Raw genomic sequence first — 26,918 nt, 5'->3', positions numbered from 1 at the left:
ATGTTGTTTGCTTCTATCTTGTTTAGTTCAAGTAGTTTGGGGCGAAATGTCTGCTTGGGTCATGAGCAGCTTCTCCAAGGTGGGGGTGCATCTGTAATTTGCCATAAAGAATTAAACACTACATTTGGATATGACAAAAAATCCAAAAGAGTGTTATGGGCTATCTATGATGCACCCCAAAAAAATGAAAAGCTGAAAGCTATTAATACAGGCAGATATCTTAAATCTAAATACATCAACAGTGATGTGCAGTTTGCAGCAAATGATTATCCATATGAACTGGATAAAGCAACACTTGTTCCTCCAATATCAATCATGTCAAATCAAGCGCAATCAGACTTGGCATTCAGCATGATTAATATTTTTCCTCTAGACAGGAATGCTTGGCGAGGTAATTTTGGCGATCTTACTTGGAAGTTAACAGTGTGGGAGAGGTCTCTATTTCTCAAGAGAGGGGGCATCAAAATTATTACTGGGCTTGTTTGGAATAAAAATGAAGGTCAGGAACCTCAAGAGCCAACTCAGCTCTATAAAGTATATTATGACCCGTACACCTCTCTGTCACTGGCATATTTGATTCCAACCAAAAAAAATTTAGATGATGATATTGATAAGTACATCACATCAATTAGCTGTATCGAATCTATGTCTGGAAGAAAGTTCTTTTTAAACCTGCCTGATGACTTGCGTAATAAAGTTGTCACAGCGAAAGCAAGAAATAAGGATGTTTGGTCAAGACCTGTAACTAATAGCAAGGAGGCTTTATGCGAGTAGCTCTTTTCTTATTGTTCATTCCTTTTTTTTCAACGGCTTCAGAAGGTCTTTTTTACAAGACAATAAGAGCTGAAAACGTAAAAGTAATTTCTCCAGGCAAGTTAGAAATTAGAACAACGTTTAATGGCTCTACCGAATTAGGAAGGCTTACTTTTATATTGGATCTTGTTGACTTCGGTGGCAATAGCAGTGCCGCTTGCAAAACAAGTAAAGATAATAAGGTAAGAAGTGAATGCGACAGATTATCGAAGTTTGTTGAAGATAAACCTGTCGAATTTAAATTAAATGAAAGCACACCTGAAGGTGAGTTTGTTGGTGAAGTGTATGTAGATGGAATAAATCTGCAAAACTTTATGATTCGTGAAGGATGGTACAGGTTCAATTATCGAAATTCACGTTCAAAGTATTTAGTAATTATTCAGCAAAAAGCAAAGTGCTTGAACAAAGGAATTTGGAAAACGGAATCTCTTAAAAGAGATATCGAATGCAATACTTAAGGAGATAGAAGTGGAATATTACAAAGCATTATTATTAGCGTTCTTAGCACAAGAAAATCAGTTCAACCTTGATGATGTAAAAGAGTTTGCCTCTCAGTTCAATGTCACTTTCGATGACGTTAGAGGCTATCGAAGCCAACTGAATGCTAATAAGCCAATCATGATGGCTATGCTTATGGGCAAAAAAATTGAAGAGGACCCTGAGTTAAAAGTTGGGTCAGAAATGCTAGGTTTTATTAGCCAAACAAAAGCCGATATACAAACAAATTCAATAAAATTTATTCTCCAATAAGATGTCAACAGATAGCAGGAAGGGCTTTGAAGAATCTCCAGAGCCAACTGAAAAGCATGTAAATAATTACCTTCAGCTTTTAGGTAAGTCCATTAGGTTATTTCGTAAAAATCAACCATTGAGCAGTTGTAGAGATCTTGCAGGTTTCTTGACACATAAGATTTCTCCCTACTTTGGAAAAAAACTTTCACGAAGAACATTATCTAGGGCTGAGGCAGGAGATCACAAGATCTCACTTGGCTATATTGCAGCCATTATTCATGAAATGGACTTATGGCCAGAAATCATTGAAGTAGTAAGTGAGCAAAAGAATATCGATGCGCAATATGTTGCATTGGTTATTCAGGAGTTAAAAAGAAAGGAAGCGCATCAACGGGAACTTCAGTCAAAGCAAAAAGCTGCAGAAGATGAACGATTGAAGAAGATGAGACAAGAGCTTTTCAGGGAGGTAAAAAAGCGTGCTCAGTGAAACAATTGAAGTAACTCGATGGGATAATGAAACACAAGGTTTTGTTGCTGTTGGAAATTTAGTCAAGATAGTACTTGAGGAAAGAGAATTCCCCATTATAGGGTTTCAATACGAAGATGATTATTTACAAAAGCATCCAAATTTGGCACCAGAGGGCATTGAGTCATTTAATTGCCAAAGTATTGTAATGGGCAGCACTAGGAATAATGATTTTTTACCCACGTATTTTAAGCAGTTCTTGCCTAATGAAAGCACGAAAAATCTAATTACTAACACCAATAGAGAAACGCTTTCTTTAGATTCTTTTGATCTTTTAAAGTATGTCACCTCATTTAGGAGTAGCTTTAAAGCTATTCAGTTTGATCATGATGAACAACATCAATTCAATCTAGCTCCTTCAGTTGAACAAGCCTGTGATTACTTGCTTAAATGCCATGATGGGTGTTTGAACATGAAAGATAATCAAGTCTTAAGTTCATTCTACAATACAGATCAAAAAGCGTTTGTTGTGAATGCTATGGTGCCGATAGATGATGAGCTCCATCATTGCAAAATGCAATTGCACAACGATGACTCTGAAGTGAAGAAGCTAAAAGTAATTCGAGAAATCCTTACCTTGTCGGGAATTGAAGCGCCTGCATTGTTCGCAGCAGAATTAGATGGCAAGAGCTTCTCAGGGCAAATTACAGGGGAGGTTACGCACTCTCTTTCAAAAGAGTGGAGCCAAATGTTCAACGAAGTACCGCTTGCCTGTCTATTGGAGGGTAGTGGAAAGACAACCTCCTATGAAAACGATACATTTTCTAAAATTGCACAAGTGGTTACTGAGCGTTGTTCTAATGTTACAACGGACGAAATACTAAAAATCGCACTACTGTCTAGCTTACTTCTTCAAAAGCATCTAAATACGCACAATATTATGCTTAGAGAAATCGTGCCTGGTAAATGGAAATTGGCACCATTGAGCGTTGCCGCCCCTCAACCAGAACCCAATGTTTTGCCAAATATAGCAATTAGTGATTCCCATTCCACATATCAAGCTGTTTATTTTGATGAAAACTTTTCTCAGTCGCTCAGTCAGTCTTTTGGCCTACCTATAGATAAAGTGAACGGCTTAATTGAAGAGCTAGGGCAAAACATTAATCGGTATGGGAGCTTAGCCAAGAAGCATGGGTTGGACCACAAGGATGTTGAACAGGAATTAGGTATTATCGACAAAAGTAATATCCATCAATATATGCAAACAATTAATTCAGGCTTATCGGCAAATAGTGATAAGGATCTTAGTCCAGAATGAAGCGAGTATTAGTTATGTTCTGTTTTGCATTATCAGCAAATGCGACTGCGGGAGATTTGGAGCAGGAAATTGAGGCCGCACATAAAATTCTCAAGCAGCGTAAAGAAAAGCAAGCGAACTATCACAGGGCTCTAAAAGAACTTGGTTTGAAAGCAAAACAGCTTGAAAAGATAAGCATCAAACCTTCAACCAATGAAGTTACATTTAAACAAAAGCCACTTCAGTGTAGAGAAAGAAATTTCCGTTGGAAAACATCTTTTAAAAGAAGGGATATTAAGGATTGTGAGTTTAAATACAACATACGTGATCCCAATCAAATAGGTGGTTTCTACTCAGCAATTGAAAAATTAAAACGTACTGGGTGGGACGTAATAGAGAGTAAACATCATAAGCAATTAAGATTGTCTGACAAAGTGATTTGGAACTATGAACATTACAGATTTGCTAGAAATAACAAGGAACAAGCTAGATGAAAAAAGCGCTGATCATTAGTACGGTATTATTCAGTTTGGTGTCAATTATTACTGGGGTTTTAGTCACTCTATATATAAAAAAATCAGTGTCTGATGATATTCAAGAAATGCTTGTAAAAGTTGAGCCTTCAATTGAAAAAAGATTGCTAAATAAAATTAGGAATCTTAGGCCTGAATCATATCAAGAGGCACTCATTCAGAGTAATAGACTTCTGGTACACGTAAAGTTCTTAGCTGATAAATTTTATAATGGTGATATCTTTGCGCAAGAGCTGTCCTTATATGCAGACAATGCTTATGAAGCCATGATGGAAAATGCAATTAACAATGAGTTTTATACGGCTTTAGCGAATGCAAATATTAGTTCTTCTCTGATTAAGTACTTTTACATTGATCAAGATACAGGAAGCAGAGTTTTCAGTAGCGATGCTCAGCGTGATGGAGCATTGATTAGAAATAAGTATTTTATGGATATTCCACAAGGCTCTGTATTTGCGAGTGTAATTGAGCAAGTTCCTACCTCATATCTTTATATGGTAAACGACCTAGTTCCATACCCAAAGTGTGAGGAAGACAATGAGCCTGTAGTTGTCTATGGTGAGCTTTATCCTGCGGACTCTATTGTCTATGGCGTAACGATGTCTAACGAAAACCTAGGTTGGCGCATTGGGTTTGAGGGATTGCACCCGATGTCTGAAACCGCTTTGAAAAATAGAGTGATTGTTACAACAGCGTGTCGCACTCCAAAAGAACCGAGTTAGTTAAGGTTGTTCTTATATCAAAACACAATACCGCCATCTGGCGGTATTTTTTTGGGTGAAAGTCAATCGGTAAGACCATTCAAGCCTTTGAAGTGTTTTGGGTGTGTATCCCAAAATTGAATCCAGTTAAATTCTCGTTAACTTGAAATAATTCATAAGGCATTACTTGGCAACTTCACTTTTTAGTCGAAATAAGGCTTCAAACAAATATATAGAGCAGCTCTCCCATGGCATCGATAGGATGAACTTTCCTGTTGAGTACCAATTAGAGTTTATTGATCTGCTTGAGTCATTTGGCAGCTTAAAAAGACAAGATGCTTTGAAGCGATTACAAGAAGTCTATTTAAGTGAATATGGACCGAGCAATATTCGTATAAAAGTTTGTAAAGACCTCATTTCTTATTCAGAACGAGGCCGCTGGGAGTTAGGGTTGGAAAAGTGGTTTGCTGATGATTTGCTTTTTATGTATCGAGCTTCAGTTTATGTGAAAGACAGAAAAGGGATCATTAAAAAGCTGGCGGCTGCCTTAAAAGAAGAGAGAAGTTTGTTTAGGGAAAACTTCGTGTTTGGTTTGATACCACCGTTAATTGTTAACAGCATCCTCTTGGGTGCTATCCTCCTATTTTACATCGTTATTTTCCCTATGATGTCGGAAATACTCGATATCGAAAACACCTACGAGACAGCCCCAATTGCAGTGAAATATATTGGTGACTTCTTCACCTCCATTTATTTTATTTATTCCCTAGCTGGCGGAGTGGCTTTAAGAGCCATTTATATCCAAAAAAGAAACAACTGGGTTGGTTTAGGGCGGGATAAATGGAGCCAAAAATTTCCTTTGAACATGTTTCGCTCTTTTCAGGCGGCTAAGTTGCTTTATGTAATTTCGATGATGAAATCAAGTGATATGAAGCTGCTTGATATTTTGAAAGAAATTCAAAAATGGGTGGACCCTTACCTCGAATATCACGTTAAAAAAATGGTAAAGGGAATATCTCACGGTAAAGACAAAAAATCCTATTTTGGATTAGGTCTATTTTCTGAAAAGCAACAGATTCGAATTCGAGCTCAATTGGAGTTCGGTGGAGGCGATTACTCAAAAGCGCTTAAAGCTGCAGCTGAGAACGCTAATCAAGATGCAGCATTTCTTATAAAGAAGTATGCAAAAAGAGTTGGATTATTTCTCTGGGCAATTGCACTTGCTCTGGGATTGCTAACTTTGAAGTCAATGTCATCACTTATGTTGATGATAGATATTTAATAATAGAAGGTACTGAAATGAAAAAATATAGCAGCTTAAGCAATAAAAAAAATAAGGGTTTCACGCTTATTGAACTCGGAGTAGTTATTGCTATTGGGGCTTTGATTATTCTTTATGTGATGAGTGACATCGTTGCACCTGGTCAAGGTAAAGCTAAGGTTGGCACAGCGAACGCTACAGTAGGTCAATTGGTAGTAGGTGCAGGTGACTGGGTTTCAGGAAGAAGCAATGGCTATACAGGTGTTACTGTGCAGCTACTATCCAATGATTTATATGTTAAATCTGAACTTGGAGATGGAACAGACCAAAATCCGTGGGGAGGAGATTATGTAGTAGCGGCTGGTACAGACCCATACGATTTAGTTATTCGAGTAACGGGTGTGCCTGCAGAAGCATGTAACAGACTTGCGGCCAAATCACCACAGGCTACCTGTGCGAGTGGAACAGTTTCATACCTAATCGAAGCTACTTAATCTGAAAAGGTAATATTTATGCTCTCCCTAAAGAAGCAAAGAGGTTTCAACCTTATGGTTGTCGCACTTGGGCTTGCAGTAATTACACTTTTTATTGCAAGTGAAATGAGTGCTCATGAGGCAAGGGAGAGTAAAAAGCGAGCTAAGGACTTTCATCAAAGAACCTATAAGTACATTAAAGCGCTCAATTACTACAGAAAGGTGAATTGTACTGCAGTTGGTACTGTCGCTATTAATGACCTCTACCCTGAATATGTAGGGGAGCCATGGGATAACTTATATGGTTCCAATGCAAAGTTTCAAATCTCTACTGTCAATAGACTCATTATATATTCAGTCACAGTTACATTTACCGACAAGCAGATAGCAGACAGGATGAAAGCAAGATTCATCAACAATATGTTGATTGAAGATGGTGCTAACGACAGGGAAGTAATTTTTTCTCAGGCAGAGCAATTGAGCTCTGCAACATTCAGAAATAGTTATGACCGTTCAAGGATTCTTTCTAGCAATCCTTCGAGTTGTTAGTGGTGTAAGGAAAGCAAGTATAGAAGAGATTTTATGAAGAGAAATAAATCGAAACTTACTACAGCTATATTGTTATCGCTTGGAATAGGATTAGCCACAACCTCGGTTGTGGCTAATGACTTTTCATCGGGTGCAATTGAAGCTAAATTTGATAAAGCTGATATAGCCGTAACTCAAATGCATGACATTCGAGCGGCCATATTTATGTTTTTTGATGAGCAAGGAGCATTCCCTGCCAATATGGGAGCGCTAACCGATCCAGCAAGAAAATACTACGCTGGGTTAAGCAATTCCCCTTTTGGTGCTTCGTATACAGGTCAAATTTCTGCTGATGGTCGATTCTTTGAGATATCTATCAATTTCCCTTCGGAAGAAATTGCTAAGTATGTAGCAGAGAGAGTCAACACAGATCCTGCGGGGACTAATGTTGTTTTAGCTGTTGGTACTCCAGCATCTCATACTCTCTGGGTTAATAGCTTGAGTCGAACTAGAGATCCAAGCAGACCCGAACTAAATGAGATGGAGACAGACCTTTCATTGGGTTGGAATGATCTCAATAAAATTGATGTTGCGAATGCTAATACGATCAATATTGCAAATATCGCAACGGCAGGCCAGCTTGTTGCACTAAACTCTACAACCACTTTAGATTTTACGGCAACAGGGACATCCACCCTAAACAATGCCAATGTAACAAATCAGTTAACAGCCAAAAAAGCTAACATAGCTGATGTGGAAGTGAGCGGTAGTACTAAAGTTAATACCTTTGAAGCTGCAGGCGCGACAAGGCTAAAGAGTACATTAACCGTTGATGGTGCTACTGAGTTTAAGGAAATTGCTACCTTTCTTAAAAAAGCAACCTTCAATTCAGATGCAAGCATAAAAGGTTCTCTTGATGTTGCGGGTAGTATCACTGCTCCGAAAGTAATTAGCGCTGAAGGAGAGTTCGAAACTGTTAAAGTAAAAGGCTCTGTTACAACCAAAAACCTTACTGTTTCAGGCAAATCAAAGCTAGGCGATGTTGAAGCCAAGAAAATTGAATCTGAATCAATCAGTGGCCAACAACTTAATATAGATGGGAAGTCAACGCTAGGCACACTTGAGGTTACTGGTAATACACAGTTAAACACTTTGAGTGTGGCAGGGTTAACCACTATTGACGGTTCGGCTGTTTTCAACGGAACAGTGTTGACTACCCTAGGCCTACAAGTTGGTGATGCGAACACTGGAATCATGAAATCATCTAATGATGACAGAGTGAGGATCAATAATAGAGCTGGTTATCTTGATATTGGGACGACAAAATCTGGGCTGGTAGAGTTCACTACTGATGCTTCGGGTTATGCTTTCGATAAAAAGGTTTCCGCTAAAGATCTATTTCAAGTCAAAGGGAGCGATAGCGAGATTAGACTTGAAGCCTCAGGGCAAAATCCGTCCTTTGTCTTGTCTGGCCGTAATGGTATAGCTCATATAGCTTTATCTGCTCCAGATAGACTCGTGATTTCTCAAGCCAACTTGGAGCTGAAGAAGAACCTTATAACAAGAGGTTCAATTGAGGCTGATGGTAGAATCTATGCTGATGCTGGTTTACACGTAAGAGGTGATTGGGTTCGTGTAGACGGTAACAATGGACTTTACTTTCAGTCCCATGGCGGTGGTTGGCATATGACTGACTCCACATGGCTACGAGCGTATAACAGCAAGAATATTTATACTGGCGGAGTTATACGTGGTGATGGTGGTATCCAAGTCGATGGAAAGTGGATCGCATCATCTGATGGTTCGACACTTTACGAAAACGGCGTGGCTCTATCAAGTAGATACTTAGGTCGTTACTCTAAGGCCAGCGATGCCGATAGGCTCGATGGCATTAACAGTACACAATTCGCTAGACGTGATACGAGCAACAACTTTGGTGGCTACCAGACTTTCAATAATTACATTAGAGCTAATGGTGGTGTGATCGTTGACGGGAAATGGGTCATATCATCGAATGGCGCAACGCTTTATGAAAATGGTGTTGCGCTTTCAAGCAAGTATCTCGGTCGTCATAGCAGAGCTGTTGATTCGTCTAAGCTAGGCGGTATTGTTGCTTCAAGGTATGCACGAACAGACATTGATGAAACATTCGATAGAACTGTGACAGCTCAAGACTTTAGGCTTAAATCTAGCTATGGTGGACGAAGAAGCCTTAAAGATGCGCTACAGTGGATACAAAGTTGCGAATCAAAAAATGTTGTTGTTTGTCAGGATAATCGAAATAACGGTCAATCTCTTTGGAGCGGAAACTCTCAATATGTTTCAAATCGCTGGGGTAGAGGTCAATACAGGCTTGATATTTCTCTTGGTTATGGAAACTTGGCAACGTCAGTACTTGTAAACGTTGATGGTTCGTCTAGAAAGCAATTGACAGGTATTCCTGTGCCGACAAGCTATAAAGGGAACTACCATATTGAATACTCTGGCTGGAGCGGTGGTCAATTTAGAGTTTACCAGCATGGAGCAAATGGAAATCCTAGGATCATACGAATATCTAAAATTTAGCCTTAGATAATAAAAAACCGCCTTCGGGCGGTTTTTTATTCAATGCATTAAGCGAGCGTTGAGCTAAATACTATGAAAGAAGCTTTCTTCTTAGTCCAACTAAAATCAAAGCTATCAGTCCAAAACCAAGACTGCCACCCGATTTTTTAGTTTCTTCTGGCTGTGGCTTAGGCTCTGGTTGAGGTTGAACTATTTTAGTTATCTTTAGAGGAATACTAAGTGCGTCATTTAAAACTAATGAACTTTCAATTGATTCTGTCACATCTTTAGAATTTTCATTGAATGCAACAGTTATGCTGCAATCTGCACCACTTGCAAATGTACCCTCACAAGTTGAGTTTGTGATATTAAATAATCCTGAGTCATCTTTTAAAGATGGTGTAAAAGTCACATCAGAAGTCGTTAAATTCTGAACAGGTATAACCCACTGCTTTGACTCTGTGGTTACATTTTCGAATTCAATTCCTTTTTTACCAATGGTATTCACTGAGTTGATTTTGGTTTTAAACCATTCGATATGGTACGCACTTCCTGAGCCATGAGTATTATTACTTCCTCCACCAGACACCCAAGATACAACCTTGCCTTTTATGTGTATAGGGGAACCAGAATCACCTTTATCTGTATTGGAATTTTTCTCATTTTTTAAAAAATTTTCAGAATCAAACCTAATATAATTTACTTCGGTTAAACCATCATCACTCCAGTGTGCCGTTACGTCATAGTTCATTTCTGTATCACGTATAACACTCGGAGATGGATCATCTTTCGTTTTGCCCCAACCATAGATATTGGTTATATACTTTTCAATTGATTCGGGGTTTTTCGTATCAACATCATCAGTGAGCTTTTTAGTGTTTATAACGGCTGCACTATTCGATAAGAAAGGTTTCTCTAATGTTAAAATTGCTAAATCACCATGAAATGACGCAGTTTCTGCATTTTGGTTGTCCTTGGCTGCCTGCTCTTTTACCCAAAGATTATTTGGTGAATCCTTGTAGATATAATCAGGGCTAACCTCGATACCGACAACCTTAATGTCTTGAGACTTAAAACGGTCACGATTCCCAACTTTTACAGTAACATTCGCTTTTGCAGCATCAAGAGTCACAATGCTATGGTCATTTGGATCTGAAGTGATTAGAGTTTTATCAAACTCACCACCAGCAGGTTGTAGACAGTGAGCAGCAGTGATTACATATTTACCAGCAACCAACTGACCGCCACAATACGCACCGTAGCCGTTAACGATATTTACAACATAATCTAACTGTTCGTTGTATTTTTCTTCAGAGACTTCAACTGAGTTGTGTCCAGCTGATACAGTGGAAGAAAGCAGAGCAAGAGATGTAGCAAGAACGATTTTATTGAACTTCATAGGTATTTCCTTTTATTGTTTACCCGTTTAATTAAGGTAAACATAACCCTCTGTAAGAATCCCTCAGAAAAATTACAGCCATATATTAACGTCTTGTGAAATTTAATGATTCAATCTGAGAAATCAATAAAAAAAAGGAAATATGTAAAAATATTGCGATAATCCACTATCCATTACATAAAAAACATATTTTCATCGACACTGAATTTTTCTGTAGTATAGAAGTCTAAGTAAATATGTAATATCTTTGTCTAAATAACAAAAAGAGCTAAGTATTGGATTTTATATGAGTGATGTATTCGAAAAAATTCTTGAAACAAGCCGTAACTTTGAAATACATGCAGCAGTCAATATTAAAAATGAACAAGTAAATATTACCTGTGATGCATCAGAAGATTTTAAAAAGTTACCCTCAACAGAAGCAAATACATTGTACGGGTTAATGGCTAGTTATTTGGAAATGGATGATATACAGGAACCCTTAAAGTGTGAATTTAATGAAGATGTCACTGGTTCTGTAACATTAAAGCTGAATTACGATAGTGATTCAGGTTGGAAACTTACCGTTGAACCTAGTGAAAGTATTGCTGATTCAGCCTTCAAACCAAGAATTCTATCTCTTATTGTGAAAAAGCTAGAAGAACTTGAAAACCAATAGGCCATCAAAGCCGAAGATATACTGCAACTATACAGAAAGATAAAGCAGCATATTTAAGAGTGACTCGCTAGGTGAGACTAACAGGCTGATACAATAATTATTATAAAATAGTATGTGTATCAGCCCAGCAAGCTGCAGCTCAGGGTTGCATTCCAACCTCTTAATCTACATCTAAATAATCGCGCCAATCACGACAATCTTTTGATAGGTAATAGCTAATGATATTACTTGTGTCTAATTGGATAGCCGATTTAGACAAGAATCGATGATTGAGTGTGTTAAACAACTCTCTTTCATCGAGAAGGCTTTCATCTAGATTCAACTGTGCAATGATAGACTTGCGCTTATGCATTAACCTAGGCCCATTAAATTTTTCGATAAAGAAAAACAGTGCCCATATTTGAGTGCTGAGCTGTAAATTCTTAAAAAAGCGATCAAAGTAGTCACAGCCATCTACCTTTAATTGACTTTTCCCAGATGCTAGCAGCAGATACCAGGCAAAAATATCATGATATTCTTTAAGTCTTTGATCTAAGAGCTGTGTGTTAACCCAGTCCTCATATTCAGCTCTATTTAGTTTGCTCAGCGGTAAATGCAGAACATCATATAGCTTTTTAGCTGAAGTAATGTCTTCGATTACGTTTATGCTTTGCATATTAGCTATTGACCAATTTTCACAGAGTTTATCAAGTCTATTCGCCCTTGTTCCTTATTGATGCTGTACGCATTTATCTGAGGAATTAGGTGTTCTTCTTCACTAGATACATATAAGGTGTCATTCGCAAATGCCATTCGGTATGTCTTACAGTCAATGATGCGCTGCAATTTGTTTTTGAGAATTACCTGAACGCCTTCATTTTGACAGGCAAATGCCAATTTCTTTTTTACAACATCAATATTAAAGTAAGGAACAATAGGAAGCTGCATATCTTGCAATTGGAGAGTTTGGAGATCAAGTCTCAATACGAAGCCGTTTCGAGAGCATATATAAATGATATCTTCTTTATAAGGGTTTATTTTAAGGTCTGTAAAAATCACCCTTGCGAGGTTGTACTCAGGAAGAGAGAGGTTATGCCATTTATTATTGTTAGGCTTAACGTAAATACCGTTATCAGCACATACAATGAACTCACCCTTATATCCTATTTGGCAAAGCGTTATGTTCTCAGTTAGTGTTAGCTCTAAGTTACTATGCTGGCCGTTATACGTCCATACTTCACCATCTGCATAACAGACCAAAAGCCCCTGACTTTTACTAAAAGAAAGAGAGTTAATTGGAACGTTACGCCATTTTGCACTTATCCATTCGTCATCAGAAAATTGAATTTCACAGTCACTAGGATATGTTTCGTTTAAATCTGCTTGAGGAAAGATTAGATTGCTGTCATAAGTCTTTATATGAATAACACCGAATTCATCACCAACGACAATAGCATCATCGGCAACTGTCATATTCGTAAATTGAAAATTCGCCACAATCTGACGGCTTAGAGAAGTTAACTCAAAATTTAACAAAGAAATGTTGGAACCAAGCCCTTGGTCAGCTTGAGTTCTTGAGTCAGTCTGAATAAGAAGCCCATCTAAATTAGGGGCTCCTGTCATTTTGGTAATCGATTTTTCCAGCATTTTATAATCTCATTACTGTTTGACCTTAATAAGGTTTTCTTCTGCGATTGAACCTCTAGCGATTCGATTGCTCATCTTTGCATTTAGATCGACTCCAAGGCTTTGATAGTGCAATCTAGTACCCTGAATAATAGCTTTAGCAGCAAGTTTCGCTTTTTCACTTTTTTCGGGGCCAGATAAGTTGTCCATGCCATTGTCGCCTGCTGCAGTAGGAGGGCGTTTCATATCACTAGCTTCGAACATTTTGACTAACAGATTTTCCTTGTGATCGAGCCATTCGTTCAATGTTGCAAAACGTTCTCCACCTTCCTCATTTTTTAGTGATTTGGCGAAATTTCTATCCCCATCTGTCAACATTTTATGTTCAGTACCAGACTTTTGAGCGTCATCGACATAGATACATAAAGCGTTGGCTTCAGTGTAATCACCAAAACAATCGGCAATTGCAACAGATGAGCGGCTTTGCCCTGATTTTCTGTATTCACCAAAAAAGCATGAATGAGGAATTAAATGTTCTCGTTGAACACCTTTAGGGATGGGTTTGAGTTTATTGTATGGGGCTAAAGTGATGCCATAATTTTCCAAGTATTTTGCACATTTCTCAACAGTATTGAATTCAGGGACTTCGCCAGAAGCAGTGTGTATGGCTCCTTTATCAAAGCACTCTAAGGCTTTTTCTTGCTTTTTTTCATCCAGCTTACTAATAGACTCTAATGCTTTTTCATAAGCAATAATTGGATCTTGTTTTATAAGGTGATCCCCAAGCTGGTGGACCAATATCTCTCCTTTTTTGTTGGAGTAAATATTGATTTTGGGATCTTCGTTAATTAGCTCGTAACTCTCGTTATTGATCTGATTGACTCTTTCTGCAAAGGTGGATCGCTGGAAGTTATCAATAAAAAAAATGGAAGAATGGTAAAGCTCTTTAATGAGTTGGTTATAATTGTTCCTTGTTTCTTGGTACGTAGGATCATCCATAAAGAATGTTCCTTTACCAGAGTGTCTCGATTCGATTTCATTTAATTCAGTCGATAAATCAGTTTTCATCTGATGAAGCAAACTTAATAGTCTTATTCGTATATGTCTTGGTAAGCGGCTCCATAATGCACTATTCAGTAATGAGAGTATTTCTGCAATTGGAATACTCCCTGTTTCAATTCTATCAATGAGTTGTTTGAACCTTTCTTGCTCAGCTTTAGAGCCAACTGTTCGAATATAGCTTAAAATCCCTGACAAAACCTAACGACTCTCCTTCTTCACAACACCTGACTGAATATCAGATGAATTTTCTGTTTCGTACATTTCATCTTCGTTTGACCAAAATGCTTTTTCATCGATAGATTGAGCAAAGGATTTGCTTATCAGTTCATTTGCCAACTTAGAATGGTTTTGATGACCTGAACCAATGAGTTCTGTCATTAGGTTTAATGCATTGGAAAAGCCTGGGGAACAAAGGGTGGGTTCTTCTTTCCTTAATACATCTATAATCTGCATACCAAGTGAAGTAAGAGTAATATCGCCATTTAATATTGAGATCAAATCAGCATCAACGAGGTCGTTAATGTTTTTAGAGAAATTAGAAGGTCTGCCTATGCCGTATAGTTGCATATCTTTAAGCAAGTCACTCAAGCTGTAATCTATCTCATCTTCTGGTGTATAGAAATCCATCTCAAAACGGCCTTCATTCAGTGCCTTTATATCCTCATCAGTGATTGGAGTTTCGTTTTCATGAGGTTTTAATAGATCTGGAAAGTGAATAGTATCACCAGAAAAGGTAACTGATTTAAAGAGCACTTCTAACTGGTTATCCGCATTGGATAAATGTACAGTGTGATTGAATTGGTTAGCCTTGATGTCAGCTTCCTTCTCAATCTGCTCGATAATCTTTAGAATTTGTTGCAGACTATTTCCATTCGGAACCTTTTGCAGATAGCGTAGTAGCTCACTGTACTCTGAGGAATTAACATCGAGCAAAATTGATATATCTTCATGAGCGCTATTTTTGTTCATAAAATTGCCCCTCATATAAAGCCTGTAGCAAGTTAATAGTATCTTGAGGAATCATTTTATGACGCTCCCAAGCATATCGGATAACATTTAGTGTCGATGCACAGGGGGGCTCATAGATTAGGTTTTCTCTTTGTTCGTTTTTAAATTTCCACGAATCAATTTTTGCCTTGTAACTATTTTTTTTACTCTTTTCAAGGCGCTTTTTAATATGCTCAGCCCCCTTAGTTACAGAGCCTTGAAACGTTTTTCCGTTTACTTGAATATTGACGTAGACACTTTGTTGATGACGAATTAGAGCTTGATTTAAAAGAGATAAGATACCAGCCTTTACTCGGCCAATTTTTTTGCCCACAGACTTAAAATGTTTATCATTGCTTGGTGCAATAATCCCTTTATTAAGCAGTTCATCTAAATTAGATGAATTATGAGCCAGTGAATTTCTAACTACATCACTAAAGCGCTGAGCAATATAAAAATCAATAATATCTCTTATGGCCTCAGCATTGACCCTAGCACTATCGTAGACGGCCAGTTCCTTTTGATTTCGAGGAAAGTTGTCTATGGTCTTAATGATCGTGGCTTTATCAAGACTACTAAGTCTTACGTGTCTTATTTTTGGAGCCAATGAAGGTTTTATTAACGTCAGTTGTTTGGCTAGGTGCCAGCCAATGAACTCTCCAGCATTGTCTTCATCAGTGGCAATTATGACCGTCTCCATACCTTCAGCTCTACTTGCTAGTTCATGGATTAATTCATGACTATCATCCTGAATTTCGTATCTTGGAACTACTTTTTGGTTATATAAATCCAAAGATGAAACTTGCTCATAAGTACGCCCCTTACATGCAACTACTTCAAAATAACTGCTAAGGTGATTCTGGACCGTCTCACATTTACCAGGAGCTTCGATAATTACAAGGTGTTTTGGAAAAAGCTTCACACCGTTCTTTTGAATCAACGCTCCTGTTTGCGCTACATAACCCATGTCATCTTGATTATCTTTGCTTGCTGTATTCATCTTATATTCATCAGGACATATGAAAGCAATGAAGTGCTGCTTGGCTCTAGATAGTGCAACGTTTAGTAGGTAGGGCTGCTCATCAAAAAATGAATCTCCAACATCTTTACCTGTTTTTACAGAGCTAAAAATAATAATTGGCTTTTCCGCACCTTGTAGCGCGTTTACCGTTCCAGCTGTAAGTTGCTCCATATCTTCAGGGGTTATTTCAAACTCACCCTCTAAAGGTTTGCTATTGAGCAACCCCTTTAACTCATCTTTGATCAACTTAGGTTGATGTTTGAATGGAGAAACGATCCCAACGATATCGTATATGCGTGGTGACTTACCTTTACTGTTATGGAATCGGTATATCTCTGGCCAATGATTATAGATAAAGCTAGCAATTTTCTTCGCCTCATCAATATTTACTCTTGAACCATCAATTTGTTTTCCTGATTTTTTGCTTTCTACCCAAGATAACGGAGGGAAAAGTTCATTTGTTTTATATAGATGTGGTGAAATGAAGAGCTTTCCTTCATATACCATTTGATTACAAACTTCGATGATCTTCTCTTGGCAACGGTAATGCCCGCGTAATAAAAGTCCTTTGCCTTGATAAGAAAATTGAGATGCTTTTCGTAGCAAATGAAGCAGTGAGCCAGAGCTTGTCAGTAAACCTTCTTTTTTAAAACGAGCATAGCTTTTATCATCAAACCCGTTTTGATTGAAAATGTCCTTTTCTGCTGCAGGCGTAAGGTTCTTTACTACTGGTTGTAGTTGCAGGACATCGCCAACGGCGACAACTTTTTTAGCTAAGGCTAAAATGGGTAACCCTTTCGCAGTTGCAGCTTGCCCAGTTTCATCAATAATCAGTAAATCAACTTTGCCTAAAAGGTATTCTTGTATACCAGAAATACTATCTTTATATATTCTAAATAGGGTAGGGCTGAAGTCTAACGTGGAAACTAAGCAAGGCGTGAGCATACACATTCTGCGTAATGCTTTTTCTAAATTCTCTGGGGTGGCTGTTAGTAGAATCTCTTTCTCACAGTCGATTAAGTATTTACCTTCCCAATATCGAGCCGCAATGTGAAAAAGTTCTACGCGAATTGTGACGTCAAGAAATCGATCTATCAATATTTGCTGGCACTGTTCAACCAAACTCAGAGGATCAATCTCTTGAGTATCTCTCAGTGTTTCCCTAGCAACTTCATCAATAACTGATCGCTTGTTAGACTCAGAACTAAGCAGTTTAAGAAGGCTATGATAAATAGAGGTCACTTCATTTCTATTTTGAGAAAGGAAGTTTTTATTAAAAAACTGGTCAAGTGCAGGCTGGCTATCTTTAATACTGTTAAGTGCGTTTACATAAGTATCTAGTTGGCCTGAAATTTCTTTTAGATAACTCTGCAATTTCTCCGTGACCTGATGCACGTTATCAAAAGAGGGTAAGTTATTAGCTGAAGCGTAATTATTGGCATTATCTAGGTAGACCTTTTTTAAAGAGTCTATCTTCGTAAAATCAGTTAACTCCTTTTGGTCTTTTCCTTGCCAAGAAAAAATGGATGTACCTTTCTTCTCGGTTGTTGCGATCATGCTCCCTTCAATTAGGTTATTCTCTGATAGCTCTTTAAACCTTGTGGATGATGGTAAATACGTGCCGTAATTACAAAGATGAGGCAACCATCTTTTATAATGAATCAACTCTTTAGAGCTACCTGTATAGGCAACATTTGGAAATGCACTGATAACGTTTGTAACCGACTGATTTGTGTCACCTACGGCTAAAATTATCGGACAAGGCTCATCATTTATGGCAGCCTTGACATATTGATTAGCAATAACGGCTTTCATCATTGCTGTTTTGCCTGAGCCTGGAGGTCCATTTACTGCCAGAATATTTCCATCAGCTAATTCATCAATATACACATTTGCCATGCGTTGAGTGTTATCTAATGCAAATAAATCACGAGATTTTTTTGGGTGAAGCCTATCTTCTTCAGCATCACCGTTTTCGTCCATATGGCCCAATAAATAACTAGGATTACTGGAAACTTTAAGGTGTAGGCTATCAGTTTCAATCAATTGTGTTTTAAAGCGGTCATTAAAAGCATCGATTGCACTATGAAGCGGGGAGGGGGAATTATCATCATTTACTAAAGCCAAGAACTTATATAGAGATCTAAGGAATACCGCGCCTGACAGATTCTGTTTGTATAGCCTTGCCCCAAACTCATAAACATTACTTTGATGAGATTGATTCCTGTTGAAGTATTCAGCAAATGGATATTCTGCACATTTTTCAAAAAGAGAAAGGGCTGAGTGATACCAAACTTTCCAATCATCTGTTATTAAAGCGGGTGTGTCACTGGTAATTTCCTCATACTTTTTATGGTCACAGACGCCAAACGTGCGCTTTGTCCCATTTTTGTCAATCACATCATCTGCTAATTTAGGTTGAACAGACAAGTTGGGCTTTAATCTAATAGCTGTCTCATTAATCTGCTCCCAAATAAATGGTAACCATATACAATCGACAAAATAGCCATTAATTTTGAAGCCGAGACTTAAAATATAATCATGGTCTTTATTTAGTGAAACTGAATCAGGTATTTCAATACATCCATGAGTGGAAATCCTTTCATCTAATTCTAATGAAAAGCCAATATATTCGTTGGCCTTCTCACTAGAGGCTTCCATCAGTAGGCGGTTGAACAGTATTAATTCTTCTTTCATATTTTTGCTACAGTTAAAAATTTTTTAATAGAATAACCTTTGGCAAAAGGTTTAAGTAAAACTTCGAATTGGAAAGCGCCAGGCTGATTTAGGGTGCTTTGAATGTACTCAGGAATAACCTTATGACTACATGTGACTTCAAGTTGTTTGTTTTCTTTGGAGGAGAACGTGTATTTTTTCCCGTTCTTTTCAGTAATGCGTTCTAAGTACAATACCTCTTTAAAAAAGGGGGCTTGTTCAACCTGAGACTCCATCTCTAGTGATTGAATAACGTAACGATTTTCGTTGTCTGAAAATCTTACAGTGCCTATAGCAAGTGCATTTTGTTTTACATTTTTGATTTGGAGTTCGTCACATAGGTTTTTTGACGCTGAAACAGCAGCACTGAAATATGGTTTAACAGGAACTTTAAAAACTAAAGCACCATCATAAAATTTTGACTCTCTTTCTCGTTGATCTGATTGGAGGTAGTAAGAAGCATGCATCAACTTCCAGTCGTAAAACGCTTTCATAGGTATACGAACGTTCTGATTTAACTTTGGAAGTGTGGTAGAAATTGAGATAATCCGCCATTCATCTTTGAAGTATTCAGAGTCATCGAAACTCTCAAAAGGTTTTTCAAGGACGACTTCTAATTCGAAGCCCGTTGAAAATTCTGCAATCCCCAAATTAATCAGCTCGATTTCTGGTACTTTAAATTCGATACCTGTTCGCAATTCCTTAAAATAAGAATAATACCGAGTATCAACCAGCTCTCTTCCTAGATAAGCTACCTTTCCTTTGAATGGACTGGGCATGGCATTTGAAAAGTTCAGCTGTATCTCGTAGCTATCATATTCACCTTTTAATTTAACTAGTCCGATTGGAAGGTTAATTTTAGTGGATACTTTTGGTCGGAACTGAATGCTATTTACAGTGTCGAATTCGATATGATGCTGAAATTCAATAGTTTGTTTGGGACTAGATTTGTGACTCACTTTAATCGAGCCTGTATAGATATCCACAGTATCTTTTTTATTCCTCCCCTTTATGATTGAAGTTGCAACATCTTGATATTCAGTATCCATTATTGGCTTGGTTAATTCGAAATAGCGCTTGTGACCATTATCAACACTTTTGAGCATGCAAAGCAGTTTTGCACCTGAATCTGCTCTAAAGATGTTAAGTTTTTTTATATGAACTGAGCATTCGTAAATGATAGGGCTTTTTATTGTTGAGAATTCGAATACGTGCAATTCGAGTTTAGGTTTATCTTCTTTCTGAGTTTTGGCCTCTTGACCAATATAATAAAGCAAGTATGAATCTAACTCTTTGAGCTTTGGTTCAGTAATTTCACTAATCTCAAAGGTGGAATTGTAGTTGTTATACTTAACTGAGCATGAGAACCCCGACTTTAGCCTTCTTATTGAACGATTTGATAAAAAGTAGGGTTTAATAACAAAAGGGATATCACCTGCATCAGAAGAGCCTGTGGCTCTAATTTCATCTCCATCGTTGCTTAAAACTTTACAATTGATTAGTTTTATATCTTCGAATGAGGGGGATAAGTATAAGTTAAGGTATTTACCACTTTGTTTAAGCGTTATTTTGAGGGAGGAGGCATGCTTTAGGTTTGATGGTTCAGCTCCAAAGTGCATTTTATCCCATGTTACTAAATGATGGCCACTCTCTAGACGTAGATATAGTTTCTCTTTTTCAATCTTTGAAATTGTGACCGTGTAGGGTTTTTCCAGCTCCATTTCTGAAGGAAAAACAAAATTCAGAAATTTACCTGCACTTCCCTCAAAAAACTTTCCTTGGTATGAAAATCTTTGTTCGTATATAAAGTGCCACTTATGATCATCAACTGTCCTACTAGAAAGTTTAAGTACGCAGCTTTTTCCTTCGCTCTTTAATTTAAACTCATAAAACGATCGACCTTTTCCAACGTAATTGAACACTCAGCTATCAAATCCAAAATTCATTATTTACTAAATTTTATCTGAAACAGATAGTTACACGCAAGAAGCGCTCAGTAGAATATCGGACTAATCATAACGCGGTTTGATGATTTAAGATCTAGGCCGAATATTATTAGATAGAGGGAAGCCAATGAATGATTCACCAGCCACTCAACCAGATACCCCAAGACATCTTATATCTTGTTTTTTATACTGTGAGAGTTCGGCTTCGAATTGAAAAAACATAACTTGCCCCTATATCTGTTTAAATCTAACAAAGAAGGAACTGAAAATGTATCAATTAGGGGATGTTCTTGCCATTCAATACACTGGGTTTATCCACTACGGCATTTACGTGGGAGATAATATGGTGATTCACAACTCTAAGTTGTTTAAAAAGGTCACTCAGTCACCATTAATCGAATTTCAAGATAATCGAGAAATTACTATAAGCAAAATAAAAGCACAAAATCCATTTGTAGCCGTTCAGAATGCAAAAAAATATTTAGGCTTACCTTATAGCTTACTTTCTGATAATTGTGAGCACTTTGTACGAACTGCTTGTGGATTGGTAACTGAAAGCACTCAAGTGCAAAAGTATTTGATTTCAGCAATTGGCACTGGAGCCATGCTAAAAGCGGATAGTTCGATTATTAAAGCCGCTGGTGGGGGAGCTGCGTTTGGTGCGATGTTAACACCTACAGAAGAAAGCCCTGTGCTCAATGCGGCAATCTTTTCATGCCTTGCGGCTGGAATAGCTTACTTGGCTTCTGACTCATAAGCCGAAAGCATCTTACTGGTAAAACTATGTCCAAAAAGCCTCTTTACTTCGAGGCTTTGAATGCTTAATTATTTAGGCTGGGTCGTCTAGTTGTGACCTATCATCTTTAACAAAAGGCTTAAACTCCTTATGAGTTACCTCGTTCTTTTCTAAACTATTTTTCGCAGTCCATTGCGTATGATTTACTAAAAAGTCTCGATTCTTCTTTGATTTTGATTTTCCAACTAACTCAAGATGATAGTCCAATTCATGGTCTTGGCTGAAATTTACAACTTTCCATTCTTTCACTGTTGATATCTCCATTACGGTATGCAGTATTGCATTACTGATATGTGTCCTATTAATTGGGGTTCAAGGGCATGATGTTCTGATCTACTGGATATGCCCCTATTAAGAGGTAATAACTTAATTGGAGAACGAAATGACAAGGAAAGGATATTCTAAAGAATTTAAGCTTGGTGCAATTAATTTGGTGTTTGAGTAAAACAATATCTGTTCAGCAGCTGCGAAGAGTCTTGATTTGACTCCAAGTGCCATTGACAATATGAAGTGGAAAAGAGTTAGCTCAAATTTTTAAAATAATTATGATGTGCATCAATTTGTTTTAGTAACGCTGTTAATGAGTTAAGTGATATTGTGTTTCTTTTATTTCAATAATTATGCCACTACATGGAGCAGCTAATGTGGTCAGATAAAGAATCAAACATTGATTTTCTAAATTTCAATGAAACCGCAGAATCAATCAAAGATCTCATTACTGAAAGAGAGTTAATGCCTATTAGTGTAGGTATTTTTGGTAATTGGGGGGCTGGGAAATCAACAGTCTTAGAGTTAACAAAAAAGTCACTCGACGCTGATGGGGAGAAAGAGTATTTACAAATTCACTTTGATGCTTGGACTTTTGAAGGGTTTGATGATGCAAAAGCTGCCTTATTAGAGACAATCGCTTCAGAACTTATGAAAGAAGCTGATGGTGATAAGACACTAATTGAAAAAGCAAAAGAATTTTCAAAGCGTGTAGACAAAATTAGATTGTTAGGAATGTTAGCTGAAGGCGGTGCCACATTATCTGGGGTCCCTATGTTCGGGCTTGGGCAGAAGGTGCTTACTTGGTTTGGGGATGATGATGAATCTGAGGTTGAAGTCGAAGAAGGCTTTGACTTAGCTGATGTTAAAGGTGCAGTTGATGAAGCTACTAAGCTTGCTAAAAAAAGTAAAGGAATATTAAAACCAAAGAAAAAGTTGTCACCACCAACAGAAATACGCAAATTTAGAAGCGCATACTCTTCGCTTTTAGAGAGCTTTAACAAACCCCTAATAGTATATGTGGACAATTTAGATAGATGCTCTCCAATTAATGCAATCTCCACATTAGAAGCTATAAGACTGTTTCTTTTCCTACCAAACACCGCTTTTGTCATTGCGGCAGATGAAGATATGATCCGTCTAGCTGTCCCTCACTTTCATAAAGGAGCTTCCCAAAGGCATCAGACTGATTATTTGGATAAATTAATACAAATTCCAGTTCATGTACCAAAGCCTGGTGTTGCAGAAGTAAGAGCCTATTTGATGATGTTAATCGCATCAGATATAAAAGTAGAAAAAGCTGAACTAGAGAAGATTAGATTAAAACTAGAAGAATCCTTAAGATTATCATGGCAGCAAGATCAAATTACAGTCGATGATTTGTTAGATGGCTGCAGTATCGAAGATGTTGATGAATTGCGAGGTGAGTTTAAGGTTGCAGAACAATTAGCTCCTATTTTGGCTGAATCTTCAAATATTAATGGTAATCCAAGGATCGTAAAACGATTGCTTAACCAAGTTCGGATGAGGTTAAAAACTGCCAAACGCCGTGGAATGCATTTAGATGAAAAAACAATAACGAAATTAGTTATTTTTGAGCGGTGCATGGGTACCCAAGCAACTAACAAACTCTACGAACTTATTGATAAGGAAAGTGGCTTGCCTGAAATTATAGCAGATATGGAAAATGCTGATGAAGAGTTTGATATTAAGAAGATGCCTGAAGAGTGGAAGCATGATGTAGATTTTCTTGATAAGTGGTCAAAACTTAAACCTTCTTTTTCTCATCAGAACCTTACCGCAGCAGCTTACTTAAGTAGACAAAGTATCCCTATGGGAGCTATCAATTCTGTCATGTCTGGTGCTGCACAAAAGCTTTTAGATGGTTTATCCAAACAGAAAAATAGACTAAGTGAAGCTAATTCTAAGTTAATAGAGTTAACTTCTCCAGAAGAATATTTATCAGTGATGGATGGGCTTATTGAGAAGTTTAAGCTAGTAGAGGATTGGGGGAAAATGCCAGAAGGGTTTTACGGGGCAAGAATGCTTGCTCTAGAAGATGGCAAATGCAAGTCAGTCTTTCTAGCATATTTGAATTCTGTTCCGAATAAAGTTTGGAAAAAACCAATTATTAAAGAATTAGAGGGAGCTAAGTAGTGGGAACATCTGCATCTTCAACGGGACCAAACAATCAAAGTCCATTAGTTCCACCTTGGGCAGAGCATGGAGAGCCTTTTAAGTTTGGTTCTGCTGATGGTGGAGAGGTAGGCCAAGACCCATCGGGTGTCGATGGTCAGGGGGATAGTGGTGAAGGTCAAGATTCAAATAACGATTCTAATCAAGAAATAGATAACAGCAAAGTTCAAGAACAGATCTCTGGAATTATAAATACCGCTGCTCTTCCAAATCGCTTAGCAGGAGCAAGAGCAACTTTTGGTGAATATGCTCGCAGTGGAGGTGGAAGTTCTAACTTGAAAAGCTCGCTTCGAAAGTATGCTAAAGGTTCAGGTGGTGGTTCAGGAACAAGCAGGCGATTGAGTAGCGGCATTACTGCTGGAACAGGCCTCTATAGATTGATGAGCGGTGACAGCGTAACGGTTAACAATAATACGCTGTCATTGTCTGATTTGCATGGTTTATCTACGGATCAGGTTATTGATCGAGTCACAGAACATTTAACGCCAGAAAATGGTGATGCTGATGCCGTTAGAATTGCATTAGATTATGCACTGGCTGAAGCAATGCCCGATGAAGATGATTTTGATGCAAATGTCATAAATGAAGATGTGATGCATGAAGCACTCTCTTGTTATTTAACTGATTTGATATTTCAAGATATTGTCACAGGAATGGGAAGGGCATGGTTTTACACTGAGCATGCGAGTAAACATCACCGTATGGAAGAAGAATTGAGAGAGTTAGTTAAGGTTGTTACCCAACAACAGGTAGAAAGTCTGATACACGGTAATGCGGGGAACATAACTAAAGACAATATCACTCAGTTACAGATTGATGCGATTACGCAAACTGTTGAAGTTTGGGAGAGCTATAATGACTAATTTTTATTTTCATAATGACCCATCAGAACTTCCAGCTTATTCAGAAGATTGGCACCCAGTTCAGATCTATAACACCCATGAATATGACAAAGCAAAATACAGCAAAGCCTCGAGAACCTTGTTAGATAAAATTCGCGCCTTGGGGACTCCAATAAATGCCGATGCTATAGATCTTGTGACTATTGCCACTGCTGTAACTGCAGCAGATACCTTAGCTTTACGAGATAAGGCTGCAGATGCTTGGTCAAGGCAAATGCATCTTTACGTCCCCGTAAAGCATGTGCAATTGTGGAGCACGTTGTCTGATCGACTAATTTCAATTTTGAACTTTCTTACAGGTGATCAATGGAAGTTCACTTTCTTTGAATCTTCAATGGAACTGCCTAAACCGATATCTAGTGATAATGCGAAAGAAAGGTGTAATTCGCTAAAAGGGTTGAATTCTGTTTGCTTATTTTCTGGAGGGCTAGATAGTGCAGTCGGTGCTATAGATATCCTTAATGGCCAGTCTCAATATAAGCCTTTACTAGTAAGTCATACATATAAAGGTGACGGGGCTAAGCAGGAAGAAATTAAGTTGTTGTTAAAAAGAGGTTTTGGAGAACTTCCTTATAGCATATACCCAAGTCTGATGGATGGGTTAAAAGGAAAAACTGATATTTCAATGCGAGGTAGAAGCTTTAACTTTTTATCGATGGCAGTGCTAGGAATTGTCGCACTACGTAATGTTAATAATGATCCGAGTATTTCAACAATTATAGTTCCTGAAAATGGATACATATCAATTAATCCTCCACTGACGAGGCGCAGAATTGGCAGTCATAGTACAAGAACAACCCACCCTTACTTTTTAAGTCGATTAGAAGATCTTTTAAATGATGCTGGTTTCCATGTGAAATTTGTCAATCCATATCAGTTTAAAACTAAAGGTGAAATGCTGGCAGAGTGTAAGGATCAGAATGCCATACAAAAAGCTGTTCCGCTCAGTGTTTCTTGTAGTCACTGGCATAGAAGGAATATTCAATGTGGGCATTGTGTTCCCTGTTTAATAAGGCGTGCATCTGTTCATTATGCAAAATTCAGTCAGGATGCGGCTTATGAGGATCAAAACCTTAAGTCTGTTTTGAAAGAGTTTAAAACTCGAGATGATCTGCAATCAGTTCAAACTGCGATTATTCGGCTAAATAAAACAAAAGATTACCGAGCTTGGTTACGACAGAGCGGAACATTACCGCAAGATGCTGATGTCAGAAAAAAGCTTGAATCAACGATCATGCGAGGCTTGGCTGAAGTGGAAACCTTTCTTAAGGAGACAAATATACAATGATGGATCTGCACTGTCATGTTGATCTCTACTCTGAGCATGATGTTATTCTTAAAGATATTGAGAGCTGCGGATTTTACGTGTTATCAGTAACAACAGTACCTTCTGCATATAAAGGTACTGTTGCTCTAACTAACGCTCTAAATAACTGTCGAACGGCTTTGGGTCTTCACCCTCAGCTTGCACATCAACGTCATAATGAGTTGCCTTTGTTCGATATATTGTGCAATGAGACAAGGTATATTGGTGAGATCGGACTAGATGGTTCTAGAGGCTATGCTGAGCATTTGGAGGTTCAACTTGTAGTGCTTGAACATATTCTAAATAAATGCAGTGAGTTTAATGATAAAATTTTAACAATTCATAGCTTAAATGCTGTCGACAAAGTCTTAGAGCTATTATCTGTATATCCGAATTCTGGTAAGCCAGTACTTCATTGGTTTTTGGCAACTAAAAAACAGGTCGATAAGGCGATTGGACTCGGATGTTATTTCTCTGTTGGACCAGCCATGATTCACTCGAATAGGGCAAAGAAAGTTATATCTTGGTTACCAAAAGAAAGAGTTTTATTGGAGACTGATGGTCCATTCGCAAAAGTTGGTGGAAAAATTCAGTATCCTTCCAATGTTATTGAGGTTATGAATTATTTAGCAACTAATTGGAAGGTATCAAATGACAGTGTTTCTAATCAGCTAAGAAGTAACCTTAGAAGGCTGTTAACCAATAGCTGA

Annotated in this window: 25 protein-coding genes; 17 read left to right on the top strand and 8 right to left on the bottom strand. The window is 37.8% G+C overall.

Annotated elements, in window-relative coordinates:
* The 11 genes from AC1EU0_RS14660 (at position 1) to pilV (ending at position 9,369) form a co-directional block, all read left to right on the top strand.
* Positions 1–774: a hypothetical protein gene (locus tag AC1EU0_RS14660; RefSeq protein ID WP_480303257.1), complete on the top strand. Its 774-nt coding sequence runs from the start codon at positions 1–3 to the stop codon at positions 772–774.
* The gene (locus tag AC1EU0_RS14655) at positions 765–1,271 is read left to right on the top strand and encodes a thermonuclease family protein (RefSeq protein ID WP_480303256.1); all 507 of its coding nucleotides are present in this window, start codon (positions 765–767) and stop codon (positions 1,269–1,271) included. The genes AC1EU0_RS14660 and AC1EU0_RS14655 overlap by 10 nt, the downstream gene beginning before the upstream one ends.
* Before the next feature lie 10 nt (positions 1,272–1,281).
* Positions 1,282–1,563 carry a hypothetical protein gene (locus AC1EU0_RS14650; protein ID WP_480303254.1) on the top strand — a complete coding sequence of 94 codons (282 nt, stop codon included), beginning with the start codon at positions 1,282–1,284 and terminating at the stop codon, positions 1,561–1,563.
* A gap of 148 nt (positions 1,564–1,711) precedes the next feature.
* A complete protein-coding gene (locus AC1EU0_RS14645; RefSeq protein ID WP_480303253.1) occupies positions 1,712–2,032 on the top strand; it encodes a hypothetical protein in 321 nt (106 codons plus the stop codon).
* Complete coding sequence (locus tag AC1EU0_RS14640) at positions 2,022–3,329, top strand: hypothetical protein (protein WP_480303251.1); 1,308 nt, start codon at positions 2,022–2,024, stop codon at positions 3,327–3,329. The genes AC1EU0_RS14645 and AC1EU0_RS14640 overlap by 11 nt, the downstream gene beginning before the upstream one ends.
* Positions 3,326–3,802, top strand: coding sequence for a hypothetical protein (locus AC1EU0_RS14635; protein ID WP_480303250.1), 477 nt, complete (start codon positions 3,326–3,328; stop codon positions 3,800–3,802). The genes AC1EU0_RS14640 and AC1EU0_RS14635 overlap by 4 nt, the downstream gene beginning before the upstream one ends.
* Positions 3,799–4,563 carry a hypothetical protein gene (locus AC1EU0_RS14630; RefSeq protein WP_480303249.1) on the top strand — a complete coding sequence of 255 codons (765 nt, stop codon included), beginning with the start codon at positions 3,799–3,801 and terminating at the stop codon, positions 4,561–4,563. Before AC1EU0_RS14635 ends, AC1EU0_RS14630 begins: the two co-directional genes overlap by 4 nt.
* Positions 4,564–4,993: 430 nt before the next feature.
* A complete protein-coding gene (locus AC1EU0_RS14625; RefSeq protein WP_480303248.1) occupies positions 4,994–5,824 on the top strand; it encodes a hypothetical protein in 831 nt (276 codons plus the stop codon).
* A 17-nt stretch (positions 5,825–5,841) separates the two neighbouring features.
* Positions 5,842–6,297: a type II secretion system protein gene (locus AC1EU0_RS14620; RefSeq protein WP_480303246.1), complete on the top strand. Its 456-nt coding sequence runs from the start codon at positions 5,842–5,844 to the stop codon at positions 6,295–6,297.
* 18 nt (positions 6,298–6,315) lie between these two features.
* The gene (locus AC1EU0_RS14615; RefSeq protein ID WP_480303244.1) at positions 6,316–6,825 is read left to right on the top strand and encodes a hypothetical protein; all 510 of its coding nucleotides are present in this window, start codon (positions 6,316–6,318) and stop codon (positions 6,823–6,825) included.
* 33 nt (positions 6,826–6,858) lie between these two features.
* Positions 6,859–9,369 carry a shufflon system plasmid conjugative transfer pilus tip adhesin PilV gene (pilV, locus tag AC1EU0_RS14610; protein WP_480303243.1) on the top strand — a complete coding sequence of 837 codons (2,511 nt, stop codon included), beginning with the start codon at positions 6,859–6,861 and terminating at the stop codon, positions 9,367–9,369.
* A gap of 70 nt (positions 9,370–9,439) precedes the next feature.
* Here pilV and AC1EU0_RS14605 read toward each other — a convergent pair whose 3' ends face one another.
* Positions 9,440–10,747 (bottom strand): trypsin-like serine protease, encoded by a 1,308-nt coding sequence (locus AC1EU0_RS14605; RefSeq protein WP_480303241.1) that lies wholly within the window; start codon positions 10,745–10,747, stop codon positions 9,440–9,442.
* Positions 10,748–11,033: 286 nt separating this feature from the next.
* On the opposite strand from AC1EU0_RS14605, the gene AC1EU0_RS14600 reads away from it, so the two are divergent.
* On the top strand, positions 11,034–11,405 hold the full coding sequence (locus AC1EU0_RS14600; RefSeq protein ID WP_480303240.1) for a hypothetical protein: 372 nt from the start codon (positions 11,034–11,036) through the stop codon (positions 11,403–11,405).
* Positions 11,406–11,565: 160 nt separating this feature from the next.
* On the opposite strand, the gene AC1EU0_RS14595 is transcribed toward AC1EU0_RS14600, so the two are convergent.
* Genes AC1EU0_RS14595 through AC1EU0_RS14570 form a run of 6 tightly spaced genes read right to left on the bottom strand, consistent with a single transcriptional unit; the run spans position 11,566 to position 20,717 of the window.
* Positions 11,566–12,060 (bottom strand): hypothetical protein, encoded by a 495-nt coding sequence (locus AC1EU0_RS14595; protein ID WP_480303238.1) that lies wholly within the window; start codon positions 12,058–12,060, stop codon positions 11,566–11,568.
* Positions 12,061–12,065: 5 nt separating this feature from the next.
* Positions 12,066–13,031: a hypothetical protein gene (locus AC1EU0_RS14590; protein WP_480303236.1), complete on the bottom strand. Its 966-nt coding sequence runs from the start codon at positions 13,029–13,031 to the stop codon at positions 12,066–12,068.
* A 12-nt stretch (positions 13,032–13,043) separates the two neighbouring features.
* On the bottom strand, positions 13,044–14,267 hold the full coding sequence (locus AC1EU0_RS14585; protein ID WP_480303235.1) for a hypothetical protein: 1,224 nt from the start codon (positions 14,265–14,267) through the stop codon (positions 13,044–13,046).
* 3 nt (positions 14,268–14,270) lie between these two features.
* Positions 14,271–15,041, bottom strand: a complete 771-nt coding sequence (locus AC1EU0_RS14580; RefSeq protein WP_480303233.1) for a DNA topoisomerase — start codon at positions 15,039–15,041, stop codon at positions 14,271–14,273.
* Positions 15,028–18,777, bottom strand: a complete 3,750-nt coding sequence (locus tag AC1EU0_RS14575) for an AAA domain-containing protein (RefSeq protein ID WP_480303231.1) — start codon at positions 18,775–18,777, stop codon at positions 15,028–15,030. Before AC1EU0_RS14575 ends, AC1EU0_RS14580 begins: the two co-directional genes overlap by 14 nt.
* Positions 18,774–20,717, bottom strand: coding sequence for a hypothetical protein (locus AC1EU0_RS14570; protein WP_480303230.1), 1,944 nt, complete (start codon positions 20,715–20,717; stop codon positions 18,774–18,776). Before AC1EU0_RS14570 ends, AC1EU0_RS14575 begins: the two co-directional genes overlap by 4 nt.
* 292 nt (positions 20,718–21,009) lie before the next feature.
* Here AC1EU0_RS14570 and AC1EU0_RS14565 point away from each other — a divergent pair, with 292 nt between their 5' ends.
* Positions 21,010–21,498 (top strand): lecithin retinol acyltransferase family protein, encoded by a 489-nt coding sequence (locus AC1EU0_RS14565; protein WP_480303228.1) that lies wholly within the window; start codon positions 21,010–21,012, stop codon positions 21,496–21,498.
* Between the two features lie 72 nt (positions 21,499–21,570).
* Here AC1EU0_RS14565 and AC1EU0_RS14560 read toward each other — a convergent pair whose 3' ends face one another.
* Positions 21,571–21,786, bottom strand: a complete 216-nt coding sequence (locus AC1EU0_RS14560) for a hypothetical protein (RefSeq protein ID WP_480303227.1) — start codon at positions 21,784–21,786, stop codon at positions 21,571–21,573.
* Positions 21,787–22,179: 393 nt separating this feature from the next.
* Here AC1EU0_RS14560 and AC1EU0_RS14555 point away from each other — a divergent pair, with 393 nt between their 5' ends.
* The 4 genes from AC1EU0_RS14555 to qatD are packed head-to-tail and all read left to right on the top strand — an operon-like array spanning position 22,180 to position 26,918.
* A complete protein-coding gene (locus tag AC1EU0_RS14555; RefSeq protein WP_480303226.1) occupies positions 22,180–23,961 on the top strand; it encodes a KAP family P-loop NTPase fold protein in 1,782 nt (593 codons plus the stop codon).
* On the top strand, positions 23,961–24,863 hold the full coding sequence (locus tag AC1EU0_RS14550) for a hypothetical protein (RefSeq protein ID WP_480303224.1): 903 nt from the start codon (positions 23,961–23,963) through the stop codon (positions 24,861–24,863). Before AC1EU0_RS14555 ends, AC1EU0_RS14550 begins: the two co-directional genes overlap by 1 nt.
* Positions 24,856–26,190: a Qat anti-phage system QueC-like protein QatC gene (gene qatC / locus AC1EU0_RS14545; protein ID WP_480303222.1), complete on the top strand. Its 1,335-nt coding sequence runs from the start codon at positions 24,856–24,858 to the stop codon at positions 26,188–26,190. Before AC1EU0_RS14550 ends, qatC begins: the two co-directional genes overlap by 8 nt.
* Complete coding sequence (gene qatD, locus AC1EU0_RS14540) at positions 26,187–26,918, top strand: Qat anti-phage system TatD family nuclease QatD (RefSeq protein ID WP_480303220.1); 732 nt, start codon at positions 26,187–26,189, stop codon at positions 26,916–26,918. The genes qatC and qatD overlap by 4 nt, the downstream gene beginning before the upstream one ends.

It is taken from the genome of Parashewanella sp. 2210YD4-3, assembly GCF_056591735.1.
This window is presented reverse-complemented; position numbering and strand designations above follow the sequence as displayed.